The organism is Bosea sp. ANAM02 (assembly GCF_011764485.1).
Lineage (GTDB): Bacteria > Pseudomonadota > Alphaproteobacteria > Rhizobiales > Beijerinckiaceae > Allobosea.
Genome location: NZ_AP022848.1, coordinates 3,827,230 through 3,850,554 on the forward strand (window position 1 = coordinate 3,827,230; position 23,325 = coordinate 3,850,554).

Below are 23,325 nucleotides of genomic sequence, written 5' to 3' on the forward strand. Positions count from 1 at the left end.
TGCAGTGCAATATCATTGTTGCGCCGCAATGACAACAGCGCGACAAACCGGCGACGCCGGTCATGTTAACGCTGTTTCGATGAGAAGCGGGAGAGCGAACTTCGGTTCCATGGATTTGCCGCCGTTTGGGGTCTATTAAGGCTTTGTTAGGCATAACGGGCGCGGATCGAGCGAGCGGGCAGGCATGAGCGAGGCCGGAGAGGACTGGGCGAAGTGGAGCGTGGCGGCGGCTGAGGACGCCGCCCTTGCATCCTTTGCCGCCGGCGGCGCCCTGATGCTGTGGGACCCGGCCGCCGGAAAACCCCATTTCGTCAATGCGGCAGCCGAAGCCGTGCTCGGCGGACAGGCGAACCTGCCGGCGCCGACGCGGCAGCGGCTCAACCTGCTGGCCGGCGGCATGGCTTCGGCCAACGGCATCCGCCTGGAACGCCTGCGCCTGACGGCGAGCTTCGCCGCGGTGCCGGTCACCTGCGGCAGCAAGCTGGTTTCGCTCGCCGACGGACGCACCGCGCTCGCCATCGCCGTGCAGGCCTCCGAACTGCGCCGCCTCGGCGTCACGGTTCCGCAGGCGACTCAGGCCGAGCCTGCCCCCGCCGTTGCGGCGCCCGTCGAGACTCCTCCCCGCGACGAGGCCGCCTCGCCCGCCAAGCCGGCCATGGTGCGTTTCCTCTGGCAGAGCGATCGCGACGGCCGGCTGACCAAGCTCTCCGACAATATCGCGAGCCTCACCGGGCAGGCCGCAGCAGCCGGACTGATCGGCCAGCGCTGGCAGGACCTGCTCGGCTCCGCCTTCGCTGACAGCGACGGCGGGCTGACCGAGCGATTCGCCAAGGCCGCGACATGGAGCGGCCACAGCGTGCTCTGGCGCACCGATTCGCCGGGAGAGGCCGCGCCGGTCGAACTGTCCGGCGTGCCGGTGCTCGACGCCACGCGCCAGCTTGCCGGCTTCCGCGGCTTCGGCATCGCCCGGCTCAACGAGCGCTGCCCCTTCCCGGTGGCCGAGGCGGAAGGCGCGGCGCTGGATACCGAGGCTGAGGCGGAGCTGATTCCCGCCGCCGCCCCGGCCGCTCAGGATGATGCCCCGCAACCGGCGGCCGATCTCGCAGCCCTGGATGACGCGGCCTCTGTCGAAGCAACTCCCGCCGATGAGGCAGCCACTGCCGCCTCGCTCGGCGACCTCGCCCCGATCGATGAGGAGGCCATGGTCGTCAGCGAGCCTGAAGCGGACGATCTCTCGAATCCGCCCGAGGGTGACGAGGAAGATGCGACCGACGACGTCGCCGCCTCGACCGACCTCGCCGCCGCGCAGGACGAAGCCGCGGCGGAGCCGGAACCCGAAGCGCCTGTCGTGCCCGAGCCTGAATCGGATCCGCCGCCCGGCAAGATCGTGCCGCTGCGCAACGGGCATCTGACCGCGATCCGGCCGGTTCTTGAACCGTCGAAGTCGCATCTGAGTTCGGCCGAGCGCAACGCCTTCCGCGAGATCGCCAAGGCGCTGGGCGCCAGGCTTGCCGGCGACGACGAGCCAAGCTCGCCGCGCCTGCCGCCGGTGGCGCCGCTGCAGGTCAAGGACAAGGAAGAGGCACCGGCCGCGAAAGTCGCCGCGGAGTCCGATGCCGCCGCACCCGCCCGGCAGCGCAACTCGCATGCCGACGTGCTTGACCGTCTCCCGATCGCCGTGCTCGTCAATCGCGGCGACGAGGCGCTCTATGCCAATCGCACGCTGCTCGAATTGCTGGATTATGCCGATCTCGCCGACCTCAAGGCCGGCGGCAAGGTCAGCCGCCTGATCAAGGAGGCCGCCCGCACCGATGGCGGCACGATGACGCTGATCGATCGCCTCGGTCATCTCGTCAGCGTCGAAGCCGTGCTGTCGAGCGTGAGCTGGCAGGACGAGCCGGCGACACTGATGGCTTTCCGCCACCCGAGCGGCGACGGCAGCGAAGTGCCCGTGCTGACGCCGGAGGAGGCGGAGGAAGCCGAGCTCGCGGCCGAATTCGCGGCTGAAGAGGCTGAGTCGGCGGCGCGCGTCGAGGCGCTGCGGCTCGATGCCGATGCGCGCGATGCCCGTATCGGCGAGCTCACCGCCATGCTGGACACCGCGACCGACGGCGTCGTCACCGTCGATGATCGCGGCCGTATCCTCTCGCTGAACAAGGCGGCCGAGGCGCTGTTCGGCTACGACCAGCGCGAGGTCACCGGCGAGCTGTTCACCCTGCTCTTCGCCAGCGAGAGCCATGCGCCGGCGCTCGACTATCTCGAAGGACTGAAGGGCGGCGGCGTCGCCTCGGTGCTCAATGACGGGCGCGAGGTGCAGGGCCGCGTGCGCCAGGGTGGCAAGATCGCGCTGTTCATGACCATGGGCCAGATCGCTCATGGCAGCGAGCCGCGCTTCTGCGCCGTGCTGCGCGACCTGACCGCCTGGAAGAAGACCGAGGGCGAGCTGGTCGAGGCGCGCAAGGCAGCGGAGACGGCAAGCGCCCAGAAATCCGACGTGCTCGCCAAGATCAGCCACGAGATCCGCACGCCGCTCAACGCGATCATCGGCTTCGCCGAGGTGATGGCGGAAGAGCGCTTCGGGCCGATCGCCAACGACCGCTACAAGGAATACCTGCGCGACATCCACCAGTCCGGCGGCTACGTCATCAGCCTCGTCAACGACCTGCTCGACCTCGCCAAGATCGAGGCCGGCAAGCTCGATCTCGACTTCGTCAGCGTCAACCTGAACGAGATCGCGCTGTCGACCGTGTCCTTGCTCCAGCCGGAGGCACAGCGCGGCCGCGTCGTCCTGCGCTCGGGGCTCGCGCCGAAGCTGCCGCCCGTCGTCGCCGACGAACGCTCGATCCGCCAGATCGCGATCAACCTGCTGTCGAACGCGGTGAAATTCACCGATGCCGGCGGACAGGTCATCATCTCGACGGCGCTCGGCGACCAGGGCGAGGCGATCCTCAGGGTGCGCGACACCGGCATCGGCATGGATGACGACGAATTGCGGCTCGCGCTCGAGCCCTTCCGCCAGGTGCCGGCGACGCGACGCGCCGGCGGCACCGGCCTCGGCCTGCCGCTGACCAAGGCGCTGGTCGAAGCGAACCGTGCGGCCATGGCGATCACCAGCGTCAAGAAGGAAGGCACGCTGGTCGAGATCACCTTCCCGCCGCAGCGCGTGCTGGCGAGCTGAGGCAAGCCGTCATGCTCGGACTTGACCCGAGCATCTCAAGACGAGAAGGCGCCCCACCTGCCAGAGCTTCCCGGGTCGAAGCTGCGCTTCGCCCGAGAATGACGGCCGCTTTCTTGCGGCTACAGCAGCGTCCCGGTGAGGATCAGCGCCGCCACGCCGAAATAGATCACCAGGCCGGTGACATCGACCAGCGTCGCGACGAAGGGCGCCGAGGCGCTCGCAGGATCGAAGCCGAGCCGCTTAAGGGCGAAGGGCAGCATCGAGCCGGCGAGCGAGCCGAAGGTGACGATGCCGACGAGCGTACCGCCGACCGTCGCAGCGATCAGCACCCAGTGCGGCCCGTAGTCGTAGAAGCCGAGCCACTGCCAGGCGACGATCCGGACCACGCCGATCACGCCGAGAATGCTGCCGAGCGTCAGGCCGGTCGGCAATTCGCGCAGCGCAATCCGCCACCAGTCCTTCAGCGTGACCTCGCGCAGCGCCAGCGCCCGGATGATCAGCGAGGTCGCCTGCGAGCCGGAATTGCCGCCCGAGCTCATGATCAGCGGGATGAACAGCGTCAGCACCAGCGCCTTCTCCAGCTCTCCCTCGAAAAACTGCATGACGGAGGCCGTCAGCATCTCGCCGACCAGCAGGATCGAGAGCCAGCCGGCACGCTTGCGGATCATCGCGAGGAAGCCGATCTCCTTGTAGGGCTCGTCGAGCGCCTCCATGCCGCCAAGCTTCTGCACGTCCTCGGTGGTCTCGGCGATCATCGCGTCGATGACATCATCGAAGGTGACGATGCCGATGAGCTGCTCATCCGCATCGACGACGGGAACGGAGAGAAGGTCGTATTTGGTGATCAGCCGGGCGACCTCCTCGCGATCGACCTCGGGCGTCACGCAGATCGGCTTATGCGCGGGCACGACCGATTCGACCGGGGCCTCGGGGTCGCCGCTGATCAGGCGACGCAGCGAGACGGCACGCACCAGCTTGCGGGTCACCGAATCGAGCACATAGATCGCATAGACCGTCTCGCGCGAGCGCTCGACGCGGCGGATATGGTCGAGCGTCTGCTGCACCGTCCAGTTCGAGGGCACGCTGACGAACTCGGTCGTCATGATCGAGCCGGCGCTATGCTCGGGATAGGCCAGCAGCTTCTTGAGGTCGGAGCGGGTCTGGCGGTCGAGGCGCCCGCTCAGGCGCGTTCGCGTCTCCTCGTCGAACTCCTGGAAGACGTCGGCCGCCCGATCCGCCGACATGGCGGAGAGCAGCGCGCCGGCGCGCCGGTCCGGCAGCAGCGCCAGCGCTTCGGCGGCGGCGGAGAACTCGGGCTGGTCGAGCACCTCGACGGCGCGCTCGAACGGCAGCTCGGCCACGACATGCGCGATGGTCGCGTCGTCCTGATCGTTCAACGTCTCGACGATGTCGGCGACGTGTTCCTGCGCCAGCGTCTGGGCCAGCGTCACGGCAAGGAGGTCCGTCGTGGCGGCGCTATCGTTCATGGCTCTGTTCCTTGCGATCGGGCCGTCTTGGCCGGACCGCAGGCGAGCCGGGGGACCCGGTCAGGCGCGCGAAGCGGCGGCAGACGGCTTCGACTGTCGGCTGGGACTGTCGCTTGGCATCGGGTCGGGGTTTCCTGTGAGCAGCCGGCCGCAGGGGCCGAAAGCAGGAGGCCAATGCACCCGCAAGGCGCGCGCGTCAAACGGTTTTTTGCTTCGCCGGCAGCAATGATCGGCATTGGCCGATGTGGCCTGCCCGGCCTATGCTCACGGGCGACGAACCGGTGCCTGCCGGCAGCGTCCCCGTTCCGCACTCTCTCGCTGGATTTCGCCGATGTCCCTGACCATCTATGGCTGTTACCGCTCGCGCGCGACGCGCGTCATCTGGCTCGCCAACGAGCTCGACCTGCCCTTCGAGCATGTGCCCGTGATCCAGGCCTATCGCCTGCCCGATCCCAAGGCGCCGGGCGCGCCGCTGCATACCCGCAGCGCCGATTTCCTCAAGATCAACCCGAACGGCCATATCCCGAGCATCGACGATAACGGCTTCAAGCTGCACGAGTCGCTGGCGATCAACCTCTATCTCGCCCGCAAGCATGGCGGCCCGCTCGCGCCCAAGGATGCGCAGGAGGAAGGGCTCGCGGTGATGTGGTCGCTCTGGGCCGCGACCGAATGCGAGACCCATGCGCTCAACCTGCAGTTCCACCTTGCCGCCTACCCGCCGGAGAAGCGCAAGCCGGAGCTGGTCGAAGCCGCGCTCGCCGCCCTGCCCGCTCCCTTCGCCGTGCTCGACAGGACGATCGCCGAGAACGGCGGCTATGTCATGGGCAACCGCTTCACCGTCGCCGACATCAACGTCGCCGAGATCATCCGCTATGCGAAGCCGGCGACGCAGCTCTTCGATGCCGCTCCGCGCGTGAAGGCCTGGCTCGACGCCTGCCAGGCGCGGCCGGCCTTCCAGGCGATGTGGCAGGCGCGCGAAGCCGAAGCCGCCTGAGCAGACACAGAATACGGGTGGCCGGGCCTCGCCCGGCCGCCTACTGACGCGGGATGACCCGGCCCGAGAGCAGAGCTTCCGCCATGACACAGCCGATACCCGCGCCCGCCCTGCGCATGGGGCCGCTCGAATGGCTCCTGCTGATCGTCCTGTCCGTCCTGTGGGGCGGCTCGTTCTTCTTCAACAAGCTGACGGTCGCGGAATGGCCGCCCTTCGCGGTGGTGCAGGTGCGCGTCGGCCTCGCCGCGCTGGCGCTGCTGCTCGCTGTGCGGATCGCCGGGCACTCGATGGCGGTGGGGCGCGAGCTCTGGCTCGCCTTCTTCGGGATGGGCATCCTCAACAACCTGATCCCGTTCAGCCTGTTTCTATGGGGCCAGCAGCAGATCGCGAGCGGCCTCGCCTCGATCCTGAACGCGACCACGCCGATCTTCGCCGTGCTGGTGATGCATTGCTTCGGCAACGAGAAGGCGACCGGGCTGAAGCTCGGCGGAGTGCTGGCGGGGCTCATCGGCGTCGCCATCCTGATGGGCCCCGACGCGCTCAGCGGCCTCGGCTCCAATCTGGCGGCGCAGCTCGCCTGCATCCTCGCCGCGGTCTCCTACGCCTTTTCCGGCCTGCTCGGGCGGCGCTTCCGCGGCGTGTCGCCGCTGGTCGCCGCGACGGGCCAGCTCTCGGCCTCGACGCTGATGATGATCCCGATCGTCTTCCTGATGCACCCGCCCTGGACGCTGCCGGTGCCGTCGCAGACGGCTCTTCTCGCACTCGTCGGCCTCGCGCTGATCTCGACGGCGCTGGCCTATCTGCTGTTCTTCCGGATCATGCGGGCCGCAGGGCCGAGCAATGTGATGCTGGTCACCTTCCTGATCCCGGTCAGCGCGATCCTGCTCGGCTCCGGCCTGCTTGGGGAGGATCTCCTGCCGCGCCATTTCGCCGGGATGATCGCGATCTTCGTCGGGCTCGCGCTCATCGATGGCCGTATCATGCGTTTCGCCCGTCCCAGCCCGGCTCCGACGTCCTGACCGCCTCCTCGTCTCGGAGCCTTCAAAAGGCCAGCACCCACGTCCACACTCAGCCGAAAGGCTTTGTTGCCAAAAGATTATGAATTTCTGTAGAGTCGACACCTTGGCCGGAACCGCTATTGGCCACGGCCACCGATAGAGATATCGCGGCAAGCGATACACGGGACAGGGGACGGCTTATGGATGTGCGGCAACTGCGATGTTTCATCGCGGTGGCAGAGGAGCTGCATTTCGGCCGGGCGGCCGAGCGGCTCGGCGTTGCGCCTCCTGCGCTGTCGCGCCAGATCAGTGCCCTCGAAGACGAACTCGGCGTCGCCCTGCTGACCCGGACCACACGGCAGGTCGCGCTGACCCGCGCCGGGCTGATCATGCTGGAGGAGGCCAAGGGCATCCTCGTCAAGATGGAGCATGCGTCGCGCGCGGTGCGCGAGGCCTCGCTCGCCTCGGGCAAGGTACTGCGCGTCGGAGCGATCGACGCGGCTTCCTCGAGCTTCGTGCCGGAGGCTCTGATGGCCTTCCGCGCCCGCTTTCCCGGTGTCGAGATCAAGTTCGTCGAGGCGATGACCGCGGCCCTCGTCCAGATGCTCGAATCCGGCAAGCTGGACCTCGCGCTCACCCGCCCGCCGCGCAAGCCGACCGATTGCGCCTTCGAAATCCTGCGGGTCGAGCGCCCGATCGTGGTGCTGAACGAGAATCATCCGCTCGCGGCGCGCGAACACCTGACCATGCTGGATCTCGTCGGCGAGCCTTTCGTCGTGCCGTCCAAGCGCATCCGGCCTTATGCCTACGATCTGGTCATGGCCTATTTCGAGAGCGTCGGCGCGGTCCCGAACGTCACCATCGAGGCGACGGAGAAGCCGGCGATGATGTCGGCGGTCGCCGCCGGGCTCGGTATGGCGCTGGCGCCGGACTGGGTTTCGCGCCTGTCCTTTCCCGGCGTGACGATGCGGCGCCTGCGCGGCGCGATGCTCGATCCGCCGCCCGCCGGTGCGCTGGTCGGCGTCTCCTGGCGCCCCCAGCAGAAGCTGCCGTCGCGCGACGACTTCCTCGCCATTCTCAGGGAAAGCGTGACGCTGCTCGACGAGCGCCACGCCCTGCCCTTCGCCGCGTCGAAACCGCAGAAACGAACCGCCCGCATCGCGTCGCCAGTCGGAGGAGCCTGATGAGTTTGAACCAGATAGAGCGGGCGCAGGGCCTGCGGATCAGATCGACGCAGGATCTGGCCGGCGGCCTGTTCATGATCCTGATCGCGCTCGGGGCCTTCGTCTTTTCCTGGGATTTGCCGGTCGGCACGCTGCGTCAGCTCGGGCCGGGCATGCTGCCCAAGGCCTTCGCGGTGATCTGCGGCGGGCTCGGCGTCATGCTGGCACTCTCGTCGTTGCGCTATCACGGCGAACAGCTCTCGGGCTGGTCCTGGAAGGGCATCTTCTTCGCGCTCGGCGGCGCCTGCCTGTTCGCGCTGACCATCCGCGGCTTCGAATTCGGCCCGGTCAGCGTTCCCGCACTCGGCCTACTCGTCTCCGGCCCTCTCCTGATCTTCTTTGCCGGCCTCGCCGCCGACGACCGCAGAATCAGGGAACTGCTGATCTTCGCGATCGCGATGTCGGCGGCCTGCATCCTTCTGTTCAAGTACGCGCTGAGCCTGCCCATCCCGCTCGCGCCCTGGCTTCTGGGTATCTGAGCCATGATGGAAACGATTTCCCATCTTTCGCTCGGCTTCGGCGTCGCGCTGACGCTGAAGAACATCGCGCTCTGCTTCGCCGGCTGCCTCGTGGGCACGCTGATCGGCGTGCTGCCCGGCGTCGGCCCGATCGCCACGATCTCGATCCTGCTGCCGATCACCTTCGGCCTCGATCCGACCGGCGCGCTGATCATGCTCGCGGGCATCTATTACGGCGCACAATATGGCGGCTCGACCACCGCGATCCTGGTCAACATCCCCGGCGAGGCGACCGCCGTTGTCACCACGCTCGACGGCCATCAGATGGCCAAGCAGGGACGCGCCGGCGTGGCGCTCGGCACGGCTGCGATCGGCTCCTTCTTCGCCGGATGCGTCGCCACCGTGATCATCGCCGCGCTCGGTGCGCCGCTGACCAAGATGGCGCTGCTGTTCGGTCCGGCCGAGTATTTCTCGCTGATGGTGATGGGCCTGTGCTTCGCGGTGGTGCTGGCGCGCGGCTCGATCCTCAAGGCCTTCTGCATGATCATGCTCGGCCTGCTGTTCTCGACCGTCGGCACCGATCTCGAGACAGGGCAGGAGCGTCTGACCTTCGGCGTCGCCTCACTCTCCGACGGCATCGATTTCTCGGTTCTGGCGATGGGCGTGTTCGGCTTCGCCGAGGTGCTGCGCAATCTCGAGAATCCCGAAGCGCGCGACGTCGTGAAAAGCAAGATCGGCCGGCTGCTGCCGAGCTGGGAGGATATCAAGCAATCGATCGCGCCCGTGCTGCGCGGCACGGCGATCGGCGGCGTTCTCGGCATCCTGCCGGGCAATGGCGCCGTGCTCGGCCCCTTCGCCAGCTACACGATGGAGAAGAAGCTCGCCAAGGATCCCTCGCGCTTCGGCAAGGGCGCGATCGAGGGCGTTGCGGGGCCGGAATCGGCCAACAATGCCGGCGCGCAGACCGCCTTCATTCCGCTGCTCACGCTGGGCATTCCGCCGAATGCGGTGATGGCGCTGATGGTCGGCGCGATGACGATCCACGGCATCATTCCCGGCCCGCAGGTGATGACCCGCAACCCCGAGCTGTTCTGGGGTATGGTCGCGTCGATGTGGATCGGCAACCTGATGCTGCTGATCATCAACCTGCCGCTGGTCGGCCTGTGGGTGAAGCTGCTGCAGGTGCCTTACCGGCTGATGTTCCCGGCGATCCTGATCTTCTGCTGCATCGGCATCTATTCGGTGAACAACCAGCCGCTCGACGTCGCCTTCACCGCGCTGTTCGGCCTGTTCGGCTATCTGCTGATCAAGCTCGGCTTCGAGCCGGCTCCGATGCTGCTCGGCTTCGTGCTCGGCAAGCTGATGGAGGAGAAGCTCAGGCAGGCGCTGATCATCTCGCGCGGTTCGTTCTGGACCTTCGTCGAGCGGCCGATCTCAGCGGGACTGCTCGTCGTTGCCGTTCTCGTCCTCGCCGTCGCGCTCCTGCCCTCGATCTCGAAGAAGCGCGACGAGGTCTTCACCGAATGACGGGGTTGCCGCCCCGGCGGCCGCCCTCCAGTCTCACCGCCAACCATCCATGGGAGGAATACGCATGAAGAAGCTCGTTCTCGGTCTTGCCGCCGCCGCCACGCTGGCCCTCGCCGGCAGCGCACAGGCGCAAGGCTATCCGACGAAGCCGGTCACCATGATCGTGCCCTTCGCGGCCGGCGGCCCGACCGATATCATCGCCCGCATCGTCGCCGACAACATGTCGAAGACGCTCGGCCAGCAGATCGTCATCGAAAACGTCGCCGGCGCCGGCGGCACCACCGGCATCACCCGCGCGATGACCTCCGCGCCCGATGGCTATACCATCGCCATGGGCCATCTCGGCACGTTCTCGGCGGCGCCGTCCACCTATCCCGGCCTGAAATACGACCCGATCAACGGCATGCAGACGATCGGTCTCGCCGGCGGCACGCCGATCCTGATCGTGGCGCGCAAGACGCTGGAGCCGAAGGACCTCAAGGCCTTCGTCGCGGCGGTCAAGGCCACCCCGGACAAGTTCAATGAGGCCCATGCCGGCCTCGGCTCGGTCTCCTGGACGACCTGCACACTGCTCAAGGGCATCCTCGGCACGCCGAAGATCAACGCCGTCGCCTATCGCGGCACGGGTCCTGCGCTCAACGACCTCGTCTCGGGCCAGGTCGACTTCATGTGCGACCAGATCGTCTCGGTCGCGGAGCAGGTCCGCGCCAACACCATCAAGGCCTATGCCGTCGCCTCGGCCCAGCGCTCGCCGGCCCTGCCGGACGTGCCGACAACCAAGGAAGCCGGTCTGCCCGACTATCAGATCGAGGCCTGGAACGGCATCGCCGGCCCGAAGGGCATGCCGAAGGAGGCCGTGGACAAGCTGGTCGACGCCCTGAACAAGGCGCTCAACGACGAAGGCACTAAGAAGCGCCTGCTCGATCTCGGCACCGTGCTGCCGACCGCCGAGGAGCGGACGCCCGCCGGCTTCGCCGCGCTGATCAAGCGCGACGCCGACAAGCTCTCGCCGGCGCTTTCGGCCGCGCCGAAGCAGTAAGCTTCCAGCACCATCCAGCAACGAAGCGGCGGGCCCCCCCCCCCGGGCCCGCCGTTTTCGTTTCGGGGTTTGCCTCGTCGGGACGGCAATGGGCCAACTCCCGCCATGACTTCACAAGATGCTGTTCCGAAACATCTTTTTCCGGCCGCTTAGCGACCGTTAACATCTCGTGACCGATTTTTCCGGAACCGTTCCGCCACGTCGCGGTTGTCCTCGCCGAAGATCAGCTTCGAAAGGAGACATCCCATGTTCAAGAAGCTTGCGCTCGTTGCCGCCCTGACCATCACCCCGGCCATCGCCTTCGCCCAGAGCCAGCCCTCGGGCGGCGCGGTCGGCGGCGCGACCAGCGGTGCCGCCACCGGCGCGGTCGGCGGCGCCATCGTCGGCGGCCCGGTCGGTGCGGTTGTCGGCGGCGTCGGCGGCGCGGTTGTCGGCGCGATCGTCGGCGATGCGGCCGAGCCGAAGTTCCGCACCTACGTCGTCCAGCAGCGCGTGCCGTCCTACACCTATGCCGAGCCGGTTGCCGTCGGCACCGTCCTCCCGGCGCAGGGCGTGGTCTATCACCAGCTGCCGGCGGATTACGCGCCGAACGCCTCCAATTACCGTTACACCGTCGTGAACGACCGTACGGTCATCGTCGAGCCGCAGACGCGCCGCGTCGTTCAGATCATCGAGTGATCCGGCGCCTCGGTTCAGGCGGCACCTGAATCGGCTGGAAAGCCCGCCCTTCACGGGGCGGGCTTTCTTCGTCGCGACTGAGCTTCAGCGCGTGCCGAACATCCGGTCGCCGGCGTCTCCGAGGCCGGGCACGATATAGCCGTGGTCATTCAGCCGCTCATCGATCGCCGCCGTCCAGATCCGGACATCCGGATGGGCACCGCGCAGGCGGGCGATGCCTTCCGGCGAGGCCAGCAGGCAGACGAAACGCAGGTCCTTCGCGCCGCGCTCCTTCAGGCGCTCGACGGCCGCTACGGCCGAGTTCGCGGTGGCCAGCATCGGGTCCATCACCACGATCATGCGCTCGGTGATGTCGGATGGCGCCTTGAAGTAGTACTCCACGGCCTGAAGCGTGTCGGGATCGCGATAGAGCCCGATATGGGCGACGCGGGCGGCCGGGACGAGTTCCAGCATGCCGTCGAGGAAGCCGACGCCGGCGCGCAGGATCGGCGCGAAGACCAGCTTCTTGCCGGAGATGACCGGCTGCATCGATTTCTGCAACGGCGTCTCGATCTCGATCAGCTCGGTCGGCAGGTCGCGCGTCACCTCGTAGCAGAGCAGCATCCCGATCTCGTTGAGGAGCTGGCGGAAGCTCTTGGTGGAGCGATCCTTCTCGCGCATCAGCGTGAGCTTGTGCTGGACCAGCGGATGGTCGACGACGGTGACGCCGTCCTGGCTCGAAGTCATCGTTTCGATTTCCCCTGCGGTTCTTGTGAGCCCTCACCCTGAGGAGCCGCGAAGCGGCGTCTCGAAGGATGTTCCAGAGAACACTGGAGCATCCTTCGAGACGCAGCCTGAAGACTGCTCCTCAGGATGAGGGCTGTCGATTGGCACATACCGAAGATCAAAATACCGTGCCATCGCTGACGATGGTCAAGGGCGGGCCGCCATCCACACGCTTTTCGCGCGCGATCCGCCGCCCGGCCGCCCAGGTCCCGCCTTCGAGCACCTTGGCGAGAGGGAGTTCCTCGCGCGAACGGCCGAGACGCTGGCGGACCAGCGCTCCGACCTCGTCGAGCAGGGCGACGGTCAGCGCCCGCCATTCCACGACCAGCGGCGACGACACCTCGTGCGCCTTCGTCCGGTCCGACTCGTCCTTGAGCCGGATGACGCCGTTGTCGAGGAAGAGCCCGCCATTGCGGTATTCCGGCAGCCCGGTCATCTCGTCGACATCGACCACGGCGATGCCGGCCCATTGCAGCGGCTCGATCAGCGAATAGGTCAGCCATTGCGAGAGCTTGTGGAAGGGCACGAGCCCCTCGGTCGGCTTTCCCGGCGCGATCAGCGGATGGCGCCAGGTGTCGCCGAGCGCGACGCCGGCCAATGTCAGGCGCGAGGGCCAGATACCGCCGAAGGTGCCGAGCACCTCGCCCAGCATATGCGGCGCCCGCAGCGTGCCGGTCTCGGCCGCCGAAGCAAAGCGATCGAACAGCGCGCCCGGCCGCGACAGGCCGTGCTTTTCGAGCTCCTCGCCGAGACGATTGAGCAGCGCGGCGCGGCCTTCGAGCGCGAGCAGCGGATTGTCCGGCCCGGCCTGGAAGCCGCGCGCCAGCGCCGCCGCGTCGAGCCGCTTCAATCCGGCTGCATCGGCCTGCAGGGGCTTGGCGGGATCGCTGGAGAACAGGCCGGCGGCGAACATGTCGAGCGAGGCGAGCGCCAGCCCTTCCGAGCGGCCGATCTCGCGGCCGGTCGCTGCATCGCGATAGCGCCAGTCCGGTCCGGCGCCGGCATCGAGCAGCACGCTGACGACGGCGAGATCATAGGCGGCGCGGCCGCGCGCGGCGGGATTGGCAATGCCTGCGGCCTTGTCGAGCGTCTGCCAGCGATCCTCGCCATCGACGGTGAAATGGCGCCAGCGCGCGTGGAAGGGAATGTCGAGCGTCGGATAGTTCGCGCGGATCGTCTCCAGCACATAATCGGCGCAGGCTTCGAGCCGCTCCGGATGAACGCTGAAATGCAGGAGCCGGCCGGCGAGCCCGAGTCTTAGCATCTCCTGCGCGCGCTCGCGCACGGCGGCGGGTTTCAGCAGGGCGCGGAACGCCTCGGGATCGCGGTCGGGCATCATCAACTCGGGCAGGCGTGTCGGAATCAGAACTTGTCGAGGTCGCGTCCGACCGTCGACTTCAGGGCGTTGTCGCCGGGCGCGCCATCCGGCGAATAATAGCCTGCGGCCTTCTTGGCCTCGATCTCGACGGAGGCGTCGGGCGGGACCAGCTCCGGCGGGATCGCGACGCGCTCGCCGATGGTGATGCCGCTCTCGACCATGGCGTCGTATTTCATGTTCGACATCGACATCAGCCGGTCGATATGGGTGACGCCGAGCCAGTGCAGCACATCCGGCATGAGCTGCTGGAAACGGGCATCCTGGACGCCGGCGACGCATTCGGTGCGCTCGAAATAGGTCGCGGCGGAATCGCCGCCCTCCTGGCGCTTGCGGGCGTTGTAGACGAGGAATTTCGTGACCTCGCCGAGCGCCCGGCCCTCCTTGCGGTTATAGACGATCAGGCCGACGCCGCCACTCTGGGCCTCCTTCACGCATTCCTCGATGCCATGCGTGAGATAGGGCCGGCAGGTGCAGATATCGGAGCCGAAGACGTCCGAGCCGTTGCACTCGTCATGGACGCGGCAGGCGATGCGCGCCTTCGGATCGGCGAGCCGCGAGGCCTCGCCCATGACATAGGCGGTGATCGAGCCGATCGGCGGCAGGAAGACCTTGAGGTCCGGCCGCGTCACCAGTTCGGGATACATGCCGCCTGTCTGCTCGAACAGCGTGCGGCGCAATTCGCTCTCGGTCGTGCCGAAGCGCTCGGCGATGCCTGGCAGATACCAGACCGGATCGACGGCGATCTTGGTGACGCTGATATCGCCGGACGCATGCAGGATATGGCCGTCCGCGGCGAGGCGGTGCGCGCCCATCGCCGCGAGAATCTCGGGCAGGTTGAGCCTCGCCTTGGTGATCGCGATCGAGGGGCGGATATCGATGCCCTCGCCGATCAGCCGGCCGAAATCCTGCGCGACCGTGTGGCCGAATGGGTCGAGCGAGACGATCTTCTTGAGATCGCCCCATTGCGGCTGCGGCGCGATCTCCGCCGTTGGATGGGTGTTGGTCAGGTCCGGGCGCTGTTGCGGGTTCATCGCGCGGGCCGAGATCGCCAGCGCCCGATAGACCGAATAGGAGCCGCCATGGGCGCCGATGACGTTGCGGTCGGCCGGGTTGGTGGTCGAGGCGATGATCGGGCCGCGCTCGGCGGCTGTGGCGGCGCCCCATCGGATGGGGAAGCGCGCGGCGGCGCTGCCCGGCTCGGGATGGGAGGTCAGCCTGATATGGCCGTTGCGGTTCGGCGCGTTCATCGCGGTCACGTCCTGAAAACGGAAGAAGGCCCCGGGACGGGATCGTCCGGGGCCTTCTGGACCTCGTGAAGTCTGAACCAGCGCGATGGCGCCGTCAATCGCCTTAGAAAACAGCGAGATAGCGCAGCAGCGAGATGATGCCGATCACGATCACGATGATCTGCACGACGTTCTTGATCTGCCCGTCGAGCGGCAGCATCCGCACGAGGTAGAGCACGAGGCCGATGACGAGAACGGTGATCAGCAGCGAAATCAGAATGGACATGCTTTCAGCCCTTTATCTCGGCCGGTAGCCGGCCCCCCGGAGCCCAGCCGCGACGCATTCGCGGCTTGTCGGCCCCGGAACAAGAACGTCGCAGGGCGGGAAGAGGTTCCGGGGGTGGGTTTGGAGGCGAAGTGGAGCGAGGCGGCTATTAGGGAGTGCGTGGGAGCCGCAACAAAAAACCCCTCTCCTGTAAGGAGAGGGGTAGGGGTGAGGTGTCGGCCACTGGACCAGTCTGGCGCCGGACCAACCGCAGCCGCGGTTAGGGTGGAGTAAGGGCGAGCAACGGCCTACCCCTCACCCTGCCCTCTCCCTATGGGAGAGGGTTCCCCGCGCTATCCTTGCCTTATCCGGCGATGCGGTCGAAATCCGCGACCGCGCGGGTCGCCTGGCGAAGCTGGTTGAGCAGCTTCAGGCGGTTGGCGCGCAAGGCCGGATCGGGATCGTTGACCGTGACCTTGTCGAAGAAGGCATCGACCGCCGGGCGGATTTCGGCGAGCGCGGCCATCGCGCCCTCGTAATCCTCGGCGGCGACCGCGGCTTCCGCCTTCGGCGTCGCCTGCGCGAGGGCCACGGCCAGCGCCTTCTCCTCGATCAGGCCGGCCTCGGCGATGAGGTGCAGGTCGGGAGCAGCGGCGAAGGCGCCCTCCCCATCCTTCTTCTCCTCGGCCTTGAGGATATTGGCGGCGCGCTTGTAGCCCGCGAGCAGGTTCTTGCCGTCCTCGGTATCGAGGAAACGGCCGAGCGCGGCGACGCGGCGGGTGATCAGCAGGAGATCGTCGTTGGCCGCAGCGCCCTCGCCCAGAACCGCATCGACGAGATCATGCCGCGCCCCCTGGTCGCGGAGCATGACCTTCAGGCGGTCGTGGAAGAAGGAGAGGAGATCGGCTGAAACCTCTTCCGAGATGAACGCAACAGCTCGGTGAACAAAATACCGATCCCACCCAACGACCAGATCTTTGTAAAATTCTTCCTCGTCGTCCTCTCCGCCATTGAAGAGCTTATCATAGAGGATTTCTTGCAATTCCAGCGTGTAATCGCGCCCCTGAAGGCCATTGAGATCAAGATATAGCCCGATTGGACGATAAGCGAACATAAGACGCTCAATTAGTCCAAGCTTGACCCCATTCTCGACCACCAGCCGGATAACGCCCAGCGCCGCCCGCCTTAGCGCATAGGGGTCCTTGCTCCCGGTCGGCTTCTCGTCGATGGCCCAGAAGCCGACGAGCGTGTCGAGCTTGTCGGCCAGCGCCACAGCGACCGATACCGGATCGTTCGGCACGCGATCGGATGGCCCGAGCGGCTTGTAGTGCTCCTCGACCGCCGCGGCGACGGAAGCATCCTCGCCCTGCAGCTCGGCATATTTCCGGCCCATCAGGCCCTGCAGCTCCGGGAACTCGCCGACCATCTCGGTCGGCAGGTCGGCCTTGGCGAGCTTGGCGGCGCGCTCGGCCTTGTCGGGATCGGCGCCGACGATCGGCGCCAGTTCCCGCGCCAGCGCGGCGATGCGCTGGACGCGCTCGCCTTGCGTGCCGAGCTTGGCGTGGAAGACGACGCCGAGCTTGTCGAGCTTGGCCATGCGCTGGTCGAGCGGCTTGGCGAGATCGAGGTCGAGCTTTCCGGCGCTGTCCTTGAGGGTATCAAGGTCCGGCAGCGCGCCACGATCGGTCTGCCAGAAATAGGCGGCGTCCGAGAGGCGCGCGCGCACGACGCGGCCATTGCCGGCGGTGATCGCCGTGCCGCCGTCGCTGGCGGCGAGGTTCGAGACCAGGATGAAGCGGTTGGCGATGTTGCCCGTCGCGGGATCGCGCAGCACGAAGCATTTCTGGTTGGCGCGGATGGTGGCGCGGATCGCCTCGCCGGGGATGTCGAGGAAGCGCTCCTCGAACGAGCCCATCAGCACGACCGGCCATTCGACGAGGCCGGCGACCTCTTCCAGCAAGCCCTCGTCCTCGACGAGGTCGAGCCCCTGCGCGAAGGCGAGGTTGCGGGCGTCGGTGAGGATGATCTCCTTGCGCCGGTCGGCATCGAGCACGACCTTCGCCTTTTCGAGTGAGGCGACGTAATCCTCCAGGCGCTTCACCGTGATCGGGCCGGGCGCATGGAAGCGATGGCCATAGGTGACGTTGCCGGAGACGATGCCGTCGACTTCGAAGGGCACCACCTCCGGGTCCTCGACCTCGGCAGCGCCGAAGGTGCAGAGGATCGAGTGCAGCGGGCGCACCCAGCGCAGGCTGGCGCCGGCGGCCGAGGCCTTGCCCCAGCGCATCGATTTCGGCCAGGGGAAGGACCGGATCACAGCCGGCACGATCTCGGCGATCGCCGCGACGGTTTCCTGACCGGGCTTCTCGATGATGGCGACGTAGCTGTCGCCCTTCTTGGGATCGCTGACGATGGTCGCCTGATCGAGCGACGAAAGGCCGGCGGCCTTGAGGAAGCCCTGCACGGCGGCATCGGGCGCGCCGACGCGCGGACCTTTCCGCTCCTCGCGCACGTCGCGGCCTCGAATGGGAAGGCCGGCGATGTGCAGCGCGAGCCGGCGCGGCGTGGCGAAGGCCTTGGCGCCCTCGTAGACGAGGCCGCGCTCGACCAGCGCATCGGTGACGAGCTTCTTCAGGTCCTCGCCGGCCTTGCGCTGCATGCGCGCCGGGATTTCCTCGGAGAATAGTTCTAGCAGGAGATCGGGCATCAGTTCGCTCCCCCGCCGTCGGTCTTCAGCCAGGCTGCACCGCAGGCCTTGGCGAGCTCGCGCACGCGCAGGATGTAGCTCTGCCGCTCGGTGACCGAGATCACGCCGCGCGCATCGAGCAGGTTGAAGGTATGGCCGGCCTTGAGGCACTGGTCATAGGCGGGCTGGACCATGAGATGGCGGTCGCCGGCCTCGCCCTTTTCGAGGAGGGAACGGCATTCGGCCTCCGCCTCGGCGAAGCGCCTGAACAGGGCGTCGGTATCGGCGTGCTCGAAATTGTAGCGGGAATATTCCTGTTCGGCCTGCAGGAACACGTCGCGATAGGTGACCTTCTCGTCGCCCTCGAGCCCGTTGAAATTGAGCTCCATGATGCTCTCGACATTCTGCAGGTAGCAGGCGAGGCGTTCGAGACCGTAGGTCAACTCGCCGGAAACCGGTGCGCATTCGATGCCGGCGACCTGCTGGAAATAGGTGAACTGGCTGACCTCCATGCCGTCGCACCAGCATTCCCAGCCGAGGCCCCAGGCGCCGAGCGTCGGGTTCTCCCAGTCGTCCTCGACGAAGCGGATGTCGTGCAGGAGCATGTCGATGCCGATCGCTTCGAGCGACTGGAGATAGAGCTCCTGGAGGTTCGGCGGGTTCGGCTTCAGGATGACCTGGAACTGGTAATAATGCTGCAGCCGGTTCGGATTCTCGCCATAGCGGCCGTCCTTGGGCCGGCGCGAGGGCTGGACATAGGCGGCCCGCCAGGGCTTCGGCCCGAGCGAACGCAGCATCGTGCCGGGGTGGGAGGTGCCGGCGCCGACCTCCATGTCGTAGGGCTGCAGCACCACGCAACCTCGCTCGGCCCAGAAGCGCTGCAGCGTCAGCAGCAGCCCCTGGAAGGAGCGGGTCGGGTCCATCGCCGGGGAAGAGGCCGGGATGGCGGAATGCGAGAGTGGCGCGGGGGCGGACAAGTGCCTGCAACCTTCCGATAACGAGGGAATGGCGGGGTGATTAGGGTTCGGGCCGGCCAGGGTCAAGCGAATGTCGGAACCGAAGGCGGACAGGTTTCGTTCATGTCAGGTCTGATACCCACAGAAGCAACCGCACGGTTCGCGATGTTCGGGGCGAGCATTTGATGCCGGGCCGGCGGGTTTGAAACCAAGGAGTAAGCCCATGTTGTCAACCCGCATCATTGCCGCCGCCTTCGGGGCCGCAACCTTGCTCGGTGCCGCCATGAGCACCGCCCCGGCCTCCGCGGCCCCGATTTCCGCGGGTACGGCCTTCGGCGCAGGCGCCGAGACCGGCCTCGTCCAGCAAGCCTGGCACCGCGGCCGCCCGCATTACGGCCGCCGTTACCACGCTCCGCGCCGCTACTATCGCCCGCGCTGCTGGACCGAGTCCCGCCGCGTCTGGAACGGCTATCGCTGGATCCGCCGCCCGGTGCGCGTCTGCCGCTGAGGGCAGCGCACGTCATCAGGGACAAATGGAGCGGCGCGAGCGCGCGCCGTTCCCGCATCAGGCCCGGCGTCACCCAGGACGGCGGGCCTTTCATCGGCCGGGCCGACGCAGATACCATGGAGACGACGATGTTCCGGGCCGCCATCCTCGCCGCAGCAACGGCCCTCGTCCTCGGCGGCAGCACCCTTATGGCGACATCGCCCGCCGCTGCACCGGCCGCGGCAGCGGGAGGAGAATCCGCCCAGGCGGAATCCGGCCTCGTCACGCTGACCCAGTATTACGGCCCCCATTACGGACCTCGCCGCTCCTATCGGCCGCGCCCGTCGCATGGCCGCCCGCATTGCTTCTGGTCGGACCGCCGGGTCTGGAACGGCTGGCGCTGGGTCATGCGTCCGGTCCGGATCTGCCGCTGAGCGATGCGAAGCATGGCCGCAATGCGGCCATTCGCTGAAGGCAAGCTGAACGAGGCGCTCTCCTATCGTTCAGGTTCGGGGCCCTAACGTTCCCTCCAAGGACGGCGTTTCATCCGACGGCAGGGACTGCCGACGCCATCTCATGGAGGTTTTCATGTTTCGGACACTGATCGTCACCATGGCGACCGCCGGCGCGCTGGGCGTGGCCGGTCTTGCCGCTACCCCGGCCTCGGCTGCCCCGGTCGGAGCAGCGCCGATCGCAACCGCTCCGGCGGCCGCGAGCGAAAGCATGGTGCAACAGGCGCAGTACTATTACGGCCCGCGCCGCTATTACGGGCCGCGCCGCTACTACGGACCGCCGCGCTATTACGGCCCGCGGCGTTATTACGGGCCGCCGCGCTTCTATGGTCCGCGGCCCTATTACGGCCCGCCGCGGTTCTACGGCCCGCGCCCCTACTACTGGTAATCGGACGCGAGGCGTTCGCGGCCGCGATGCACGGCATCGCTCGCGGGCGTCAGCTTGCCGTCGGGGCCGTTGATCACGAAAGCCGGCAGCAGAGCTGCCGGCTTTCTGCTGTTGAGGACCGCCGTGACGATGACGCGGATCGCCGGCCTGTCGGCGAAGGCATGGACGGGCCTGACCGCGACCGCGCCGAAGCCGGTTTCGAGACCGGCCAGCACCTCGGGCAGCGCCTCGCCGCGATGGATCAGCGCGAGATGCCCGCCCGGCCGGAGCAGGCGCCGGGCCGTGCGCAGCCAGGGCGCGAGCGCGCCCTCGGCGACATGGGCCGCCTTGCGGTTGGGCACCGGCGAGGCCCGGCTGCCGCCCGGCGGATAGAAGGGTGGATTCATCGCGACGGCATCGAAGGACGCCGCGGCGAGCCCCAGGCCCGACAGCACCGACGCCCGGGCCGTGACATCGCCGGCCAGGGCCGTGACGCGATCCGCCATTCCGTTCAGCCCGGCATTGCGCACGGCAAGGGCCGCCAGTTCTGGATCGCGCTCCAGCAGCGTGACGCGCAGTTCTGGCTGGATCAGCGCCACCGTGAGGCCCACCGTGCCGACGCCGGCCCCGATATCGAGCAAGGCGCCCTGCCCCAAGGCCGGCAGGGCAGCCGCCAGCAGGATCGCGTCGCTGCCGGCGCGATGGCCCTTGCGCGGCTGGAGCAGGTGCAACCGGCCGTCGAGCAGGCGGTCCTCGACGATCTCGCCCAGGCCGGAATCCGGTCCGCTCTCACTCATCGCGCAGTTCGGCCCCGTAGCCGGCCTCGATCAGGAGCGCCCGTGCGCGCTTGCGATCGGCCTCGCGCACCAGCAGGCGGCGCGGGAAGGCGCCGATCATGCCTTCCAGGGAGCTGATATGCTGGTCGGCGATCAGGCAATCGAGATTGGCGGAGGCCAGCAGGGCCTCGACGGCGCCGAGCAGGATAAGGTCGTTGGTGCGCATGAGTTCGTGCATGGCGCCATGGAGCCCAAGCAGCCTGCTTCGCGCAAGAGCCGGAGCCTTCCATACCTCGCTCACGCAAAGGTGCGGCGTCACGCCGGTTTGCAGGGGCTGGCGTCCCATGCGACGGTTGTGGCATGGCAAACGCGCGCCAGCCGGCGCGAGGATCTGACCCGGAGTGTTTCCAGTGGGCGTCGTCGTCTCCCTCGAGGAACGGGAATCGAATCAGGCCAGCATCGAGCCGCTGGTCGCGTTGACGCGCGCCGATATGGAGCGGGTCAACGCGATGATCATCTCGCGCACCGGCTCCGACGTGACGATGATCCCGGAGGTCGCCAATCACCTGATCTCCTCGGGCGGGAAGCGCCTGCGGCCGATGCTGACGCTCGCGATGGCCGATCTCTGCGGCTACCAGGGAGAAGGTCATGTGAAACTCGCGGCCTCCGTCGAGTTCATGCATACCGCGACCCTGCTGCATGACGACGTCGTCGACGAGAGCGACATGCGCCGCGGCAAGCTCGCCGCCCGCATGCTCTGGGGCAACGAGGCGAGCGTGCTGGTCGGCGATTTCCTGCTCGGCCAGGCCTTCAAGATGATGGTCGAAGTCGGCTCGCTGAGGGCGCTCGATATCCTGTCGACGGCGGCTTCCGTAATCGCGGAGGGCGAAGTGCTGCAGCTCTCGGTCGCCAAGAACACGGAGACGACCGAGGACGAATATCTCTCCGTGATCCGCGGCAAGACGGCGGAGCTCTTCGCCGCAGCCTGCGAGGTTGGGCCCGTGATCGCCGGCTCTTCCAAGGCCGATGCTGCCGCCTGCCGCAGCTACGGCCTCAATCTCGGCATCGCCTTCCAGCTCATCGACGACGCGCTCGACTATGGCGGCGTCGCGGCCAAGCTCGGCAAGAACACCGGCGACGATTTCCGCGAGGGCAAGATCACCCTGCCCGTCGTGCTGTCGTTCAGGCGCGGCGACGAGGCCGAGCGCGCCTTCTGGAAGCGCACGCTGCAGGATGGCGAAATCCGCGACGGCGATCTCGAAGAGGCTCAAGGCATCATGCGCCGTCACAAGGCGCTCGACGACACGATCGCCCGCGCCGAGCATTATGCGCGGATGGCCAAGGATGCGCTCGGCCTGTTCCCGGCCTCGCCGATGAAGCAGGCCCTCAACGCCGCCGTCGATTTCTGCGTGGCGCGGGCGCATTGAACGGCCCGTCGGCCTTCAGCGCAGCAGCGTCGGCCTGATCCACCAGCCCGGCCGCTCGCGCCGCAATGATTTCGCCGCGGCGGCGCTGCCCGCGCAATCATCGAACAGCGCGAAGCAGGTCGCGCCGGAGCCGGACATCCGCGCCAGCCGGCAACCCGGCAGCGCCGAGAGTCGATCCAGAACCTCGTCGATCACCGGCGCGACATGCCGGGCCGACGCGGCGAGATCGTTCGTGGTCGACGCGAGATAGCCAAGCAGCTCCGCAGCCGATGCCGGCGCCTTAAGCTTCGCCCCGTGCGCTTGCGACAGCACCTCGCCGGCCTTGAGATCCAGCGCGCGGAACACCGCGACCGTCTCGACAGCCACGCCCGGATTGACCAGCACGGCGAAGAGCGGCGGCAGCCGCAGCATCGGGCCTAGCTTCTCGCCGATCCCGGCCATGAGGCGCGCGCGCGAATCGAGACAGACCGGAACGTCTGCGCCAATGCCGGCAGCGACCTCCCGCAGCAGAGGATCGGCCGGTGCGATGTCGTTCAGCCGCGCCAGCAGGCGCAGTGCCGCAGCCGCATCGGCCGAGCCGCCGCCGATGCCCGATGCGAGCGGCAGGCGCTTGACGAGATAGAAACGCCCGGTGCGTAGCCCGGGACGGGCGGCAGCCAGCCCACGGGCGGCGCGCAGGACGAGGTTGCCATCATCGACCGCGAGCCCGTCGGAGCGAGGTCCTGCAACCGTTAGGGAAAGCGGCGCGCCGGGATCGAGCGACAGCACATCGCCCACGCCGGCGAAGGCGACGAGGCTTTCCAGCTCGTGATAGCCGTCGGCGCGCCGGCCGAGCACGCGCAGGTCTAGATTGACCTTGGCGCGGGCGCGCGTCGTCAGCGGCGGAGGCATGGCGTCA

Annotated in this window: 22 protein-coding genes; 12 read left to right on the forward strand and 10 right to left on the reverse strand. The window is 67.6% G+C overall.

The window, feature by feature from the left end; all coding sequences use genetic code 11:
• The first annotated feature begins 184 nt into the window (after window positions 1-184).
• A complete protein-coding gene (locus tag OCUBac02_RS18325; RefSeq protein ID WP_244638978.1) occupies window positions 185-3,178 on the forward strand; it encodes a sensor histidine kinase in 2,994 nt (997 codons plus the stop codon).
• Window positions 3,179-3,297: 119 nt separating this feature from the next.
• Here OCUBac02_RS18325 and mgtE read toward each other — a convergent pair whose 3' ends face one another.
• Entirely contained in the window at window positions 3,298-4,665 is a 1,368-nt protein-coding gene (mgtE, locus tag OCUBac02_RS18330; RefSeq protein WP_173047676.1) for a magnesium transporter, read from the reverse strand.
• A 331-nt stretch (window positions 4,666-4,996) separates the two neighbouring features.
• Here mgtE and OCUBac02_RS18335 point away from each other — a divergent pair, with 331 nt between their 5' ends.
• From OCUBac02_RS18335 to OCUBac02_RS18365, 7 genes are all read left to right on the forward strand, one after another.
• A complete protein-coding gene (locus OCUBac02_RS18335; RefSeq protein WP_173047678.1) occupies window positions 4,997-5,659 on the forward strand; it encodes a glutathione S-transferase family protein in 663 nt (220 codons plus the stop codon).
• Between the two features lie 83 nt (window positions 5,660-5,742).
• Window positions 5,743-6,678, forward strand: coding sequence for a DMT family transporter (locus OCUBac02_RS18340; protein ID WP_244638979.1), 936 nt, complete (start codon window positions 5,743-5,745; stop codon window positions 6,676-6,678).
• Between the two features lie 179 nt (window positions 6,679-6,857).
• A complete protein-coding gene (locus OCUBac02_RS18345; RefSeq protein ID WP_173047680.1) occupies window positions 6,858-7,841 on the forward strand; it encodes a LysR family transcriptional regulator in 984 nt (327 codons plus the stop codon).
• Window positions 7,841-8,359: a tripartite tricarboxylate transporter TctB family protein gene (locus OCUBac02_RS18350; RefSeq protein ID WP_173047682.1), complete on the forward strand. Its 519-nt coding sequence runs from the start codon at window positions 7,841-7,843 to the stop codon at window positions 8,357-8,359. Before OCUBac02_RS18345 ends, OCUBac02_RS18350 begins: the two co-directional genes overlap by 1 nt.
• A gap of 6 nt (window positions 8,360-8,365) precedes the next feature.
• The gene (locus tag OCUBac02_RS18355; protein WP_465247729.1) at window positions 8,366-9,865 is read left to right on the forward strand and encodes a tripartite tricarboxylate transporter permease; all 1,500 of its coding nucleotides are present in this window, start codon (window positions 8,366-8,368) and stop codon (window positions 9,863-9,865) included.
• 64 nt (window positions 9,866-9,929) lie between these two features.
• Window positions 9,930-10,904, forward strand: coding sequence for a tripartite tricarboxylate transporter substrate-binding protein (locus OCUBac02_RS18360; protein WP_173047686.1), 975 nt, complete (start codon window positions 9,930-9,932; stop codon window positions 10,902-10,904).
• Between the two features lie 246 nt (window positions 10,905-11,150).
• On the forward strand, window positions 11,151-11,582 hold the full coding sequence (locus OCUBac02_RS18365) for a DUF1236 domain-containing protein (RefSeq protein WP_173047687.1): 432 nt from the start codon (window positions 11,151-11,153) through the stop codon (window positions 11,580-11,582).
• An 84-nt stretch (window positions 11,583-11,666) separates the two neighbouring features.
• Here the strand turns inward: OCUBac02_RS18365 and upp are convergent, their stop codons facing one another.
• From upp to OCUBac02_RS18395, 6 genes are all read right to left on the reverse strand, one after another.
• Window positions 11,667-12,308 carry a uracil phosphoribosyltransferase gene (gene upp, locus OCUBac02_RS18370; RefSeq protein ID WP_047574398.1) on the reverse strand — a complete coding sequence of 214 codons (642 nt, stop codon included), beginning with the start codon at window positions 12,306-12,308 and terminating at the stop codon, window positions 11,667-11,669.
• Between the two features lie 157 nt (window positions 12,309-12,465).
• Window positions 12,466-13,683 (reverse strand): URC4/urg3 family protein, encoded by a 1,218-nt coding sequence (locus OCUBac02_RS18375; protein ID WP_173047689.1) that lies wholly within the window; start codon window positions 13,681-13,683, stop codon window positions 12,466-12,468.
• 26 nt (window positions 13,684-13,709) lie between these two features.
• Entirely contained in the window at window positions 13,710-14,972 is a 1,263-nt protein-coding gene (locus OCUBac02_RS18380) for a GTP cyclohydrolase II (protein ID WP_173047691.1), read from the reverse strand.
• Window positions 14,973-15,075: 103 nt separating this feature from the next.
• The gene (locus OCUBac02_RS18385; RefSeq protein WP_091855869.1) at window positions 15,076-15,237 is read right to left on the reverse strand and encodes a Thivi_2564 family membrane protein; all 162 of its coding nucleotides are present in this window, start codon (window positions 15,235-15,237) and stop codon (window positions 15,076-15,078) included.
• A 343-nt stretch (window positions 15,238-15,580) separates the two neighbouring features.
• The gene (glyS, locus tag OCUBac02_RS18390; protein ID WP_173047693.1) at window positions 15,581-17,923 is read right to left on the reverse strand and encodes a glycine--tRNA ligase subunit beta; all 2,343 of its coding nucleotides are present in this window, start codon (window positions 17,921-17,923) and stop codon (window positions 15,581-15,583) included.
• Window positions 17,923-18,825: a glycine--tRNA ligase subunit alpha gene (locus tag OCUBac02_RS18395; RefSeq protein WP_173049686.1), complete on the reverse strand. Its 903-nt coding sequence runs from the start codon at window positions 18,823-18,825 to the stop codon at window positions 17,923-17,925. Before OCUBac02_RS18395 ends, glyS begins: the two co-directional genes overlap by 1 nt.
• Before the next feature lie 256 nt (window positions 18,826-19,081).
• On the opposite strand from OCUBac02_RS18395, the gene OCUBac02_RS18400 reads away from it, so the two are divergent.
• From OCUBac02_RS18400 to OCUBac02_RS18410, 3 genes are all read left to right on the forward strand, one after another.
• On the forward strand, window positions 19,082-19,366 hold the full coding sequence (locus tag OCUBac02_RS18400; protein ID WP_047574382.1) for a hypothetical protein: 285 nt from the start codon (window positions 19,082-19,084) through the stop codon (window positions 19,364-19,366).
• 128 nt (window positions 19,367-19,494) lie between these two features.
• Complete coding sequence (locus OCUBac02_RS18405) at window positions 19,495-19,779, forward strand: hypothetical protein (protein ID WP_173047695.1); 285 nt, start codon at window positions 19,495-19,497, stop codon at window positions 19,777-19,779.
• A 154-nt stretch (window positions 19,780-19,933) separates the two neighbouring features.
• Window positions 19,934-20,245 (forward strand): hypothetical protein, encoded by a 312-nt coding sequence (locus tag OCUBac02_RS18410; protein WP_173047697.1) that lies wholly within the window; start codon window positions 19,934-19,936, stop codon window positions 20,243-20,245.
• Here OCUBac02_RS18410 and OCUBac02_RS18415 read toward each other — a convergent pair.
• The gene (locus OCUBac02_RS18415; protein WP_173047699.1) at window positions 20,236-21,021 is read right to left on the reverse strand and encodes a tRNA1(Val) (adenine(37)-N6)-methyltransferase; all 786 of its coding nucleotides are present in this window, start codon (window positions 21,019-21,021) and stop codon (window positions 20,236-20,238) included. The two genes, OCUBac02_RS18410 and OCUBac02_RS18415, sit on opposite strands and share 10 nt — an antisense overlap.
• Window positions 21,014-21,238, reverse strand: coding sequence for a putative signal transducing protein (locus tag OCUBac02_RS18420; RefSeq protein ID WP_047581119.1), 225 nt, complete (start codon window positions 21,236-21,238; stop codon window positions 21,014-21,016). The genes OCUBac02_RS18415 and OCUBac02_RS18420 overlap by 8 nt, the downstream gene beginning before the upstream one ends.
• A gap of 172 nt (window positions 21,239-21,410) precedes the next feature.
• Between OCUBac02_RS18420 and OCUBac02_RS18425 the strand changes: the two genes are divergently transcribed.
• Window positions 21,411-22,427 (forward strand): polyprenyl synthetase family protein, encoded by a 1,017-nt coding sequence (locus tag OCUBac02_RS18425; protein ID WP_047581121.1) that lies wholly within the window; start codon window positions 21,411-21,413, stop codon window positions 22,425-22,427.
• A 15-nt stretch (window positions 22,428-22,442) separates the two neighbouring features.
• Here OCUBac02_RS18425 and OCUBac02_RS18430 read toward each other — a convergent pair whose 3' ends face one another.
• Window positions 22,443-23,318: a 4-(cytidine 5'-diphospho)-2-C-methyl-D-erythritol kinase gene (locus OCUBac02_RS18430; RefSeq protein ID WP_173047700.1), complete on the reverse strand. Its 876-nt coding sequence runs from the start codon at window positions 23,316-23,318 to the stop codon at window positions 22,443-22,445.
• Window positions 23,319-23,325 lie beyond the last annotated feature (7 nt).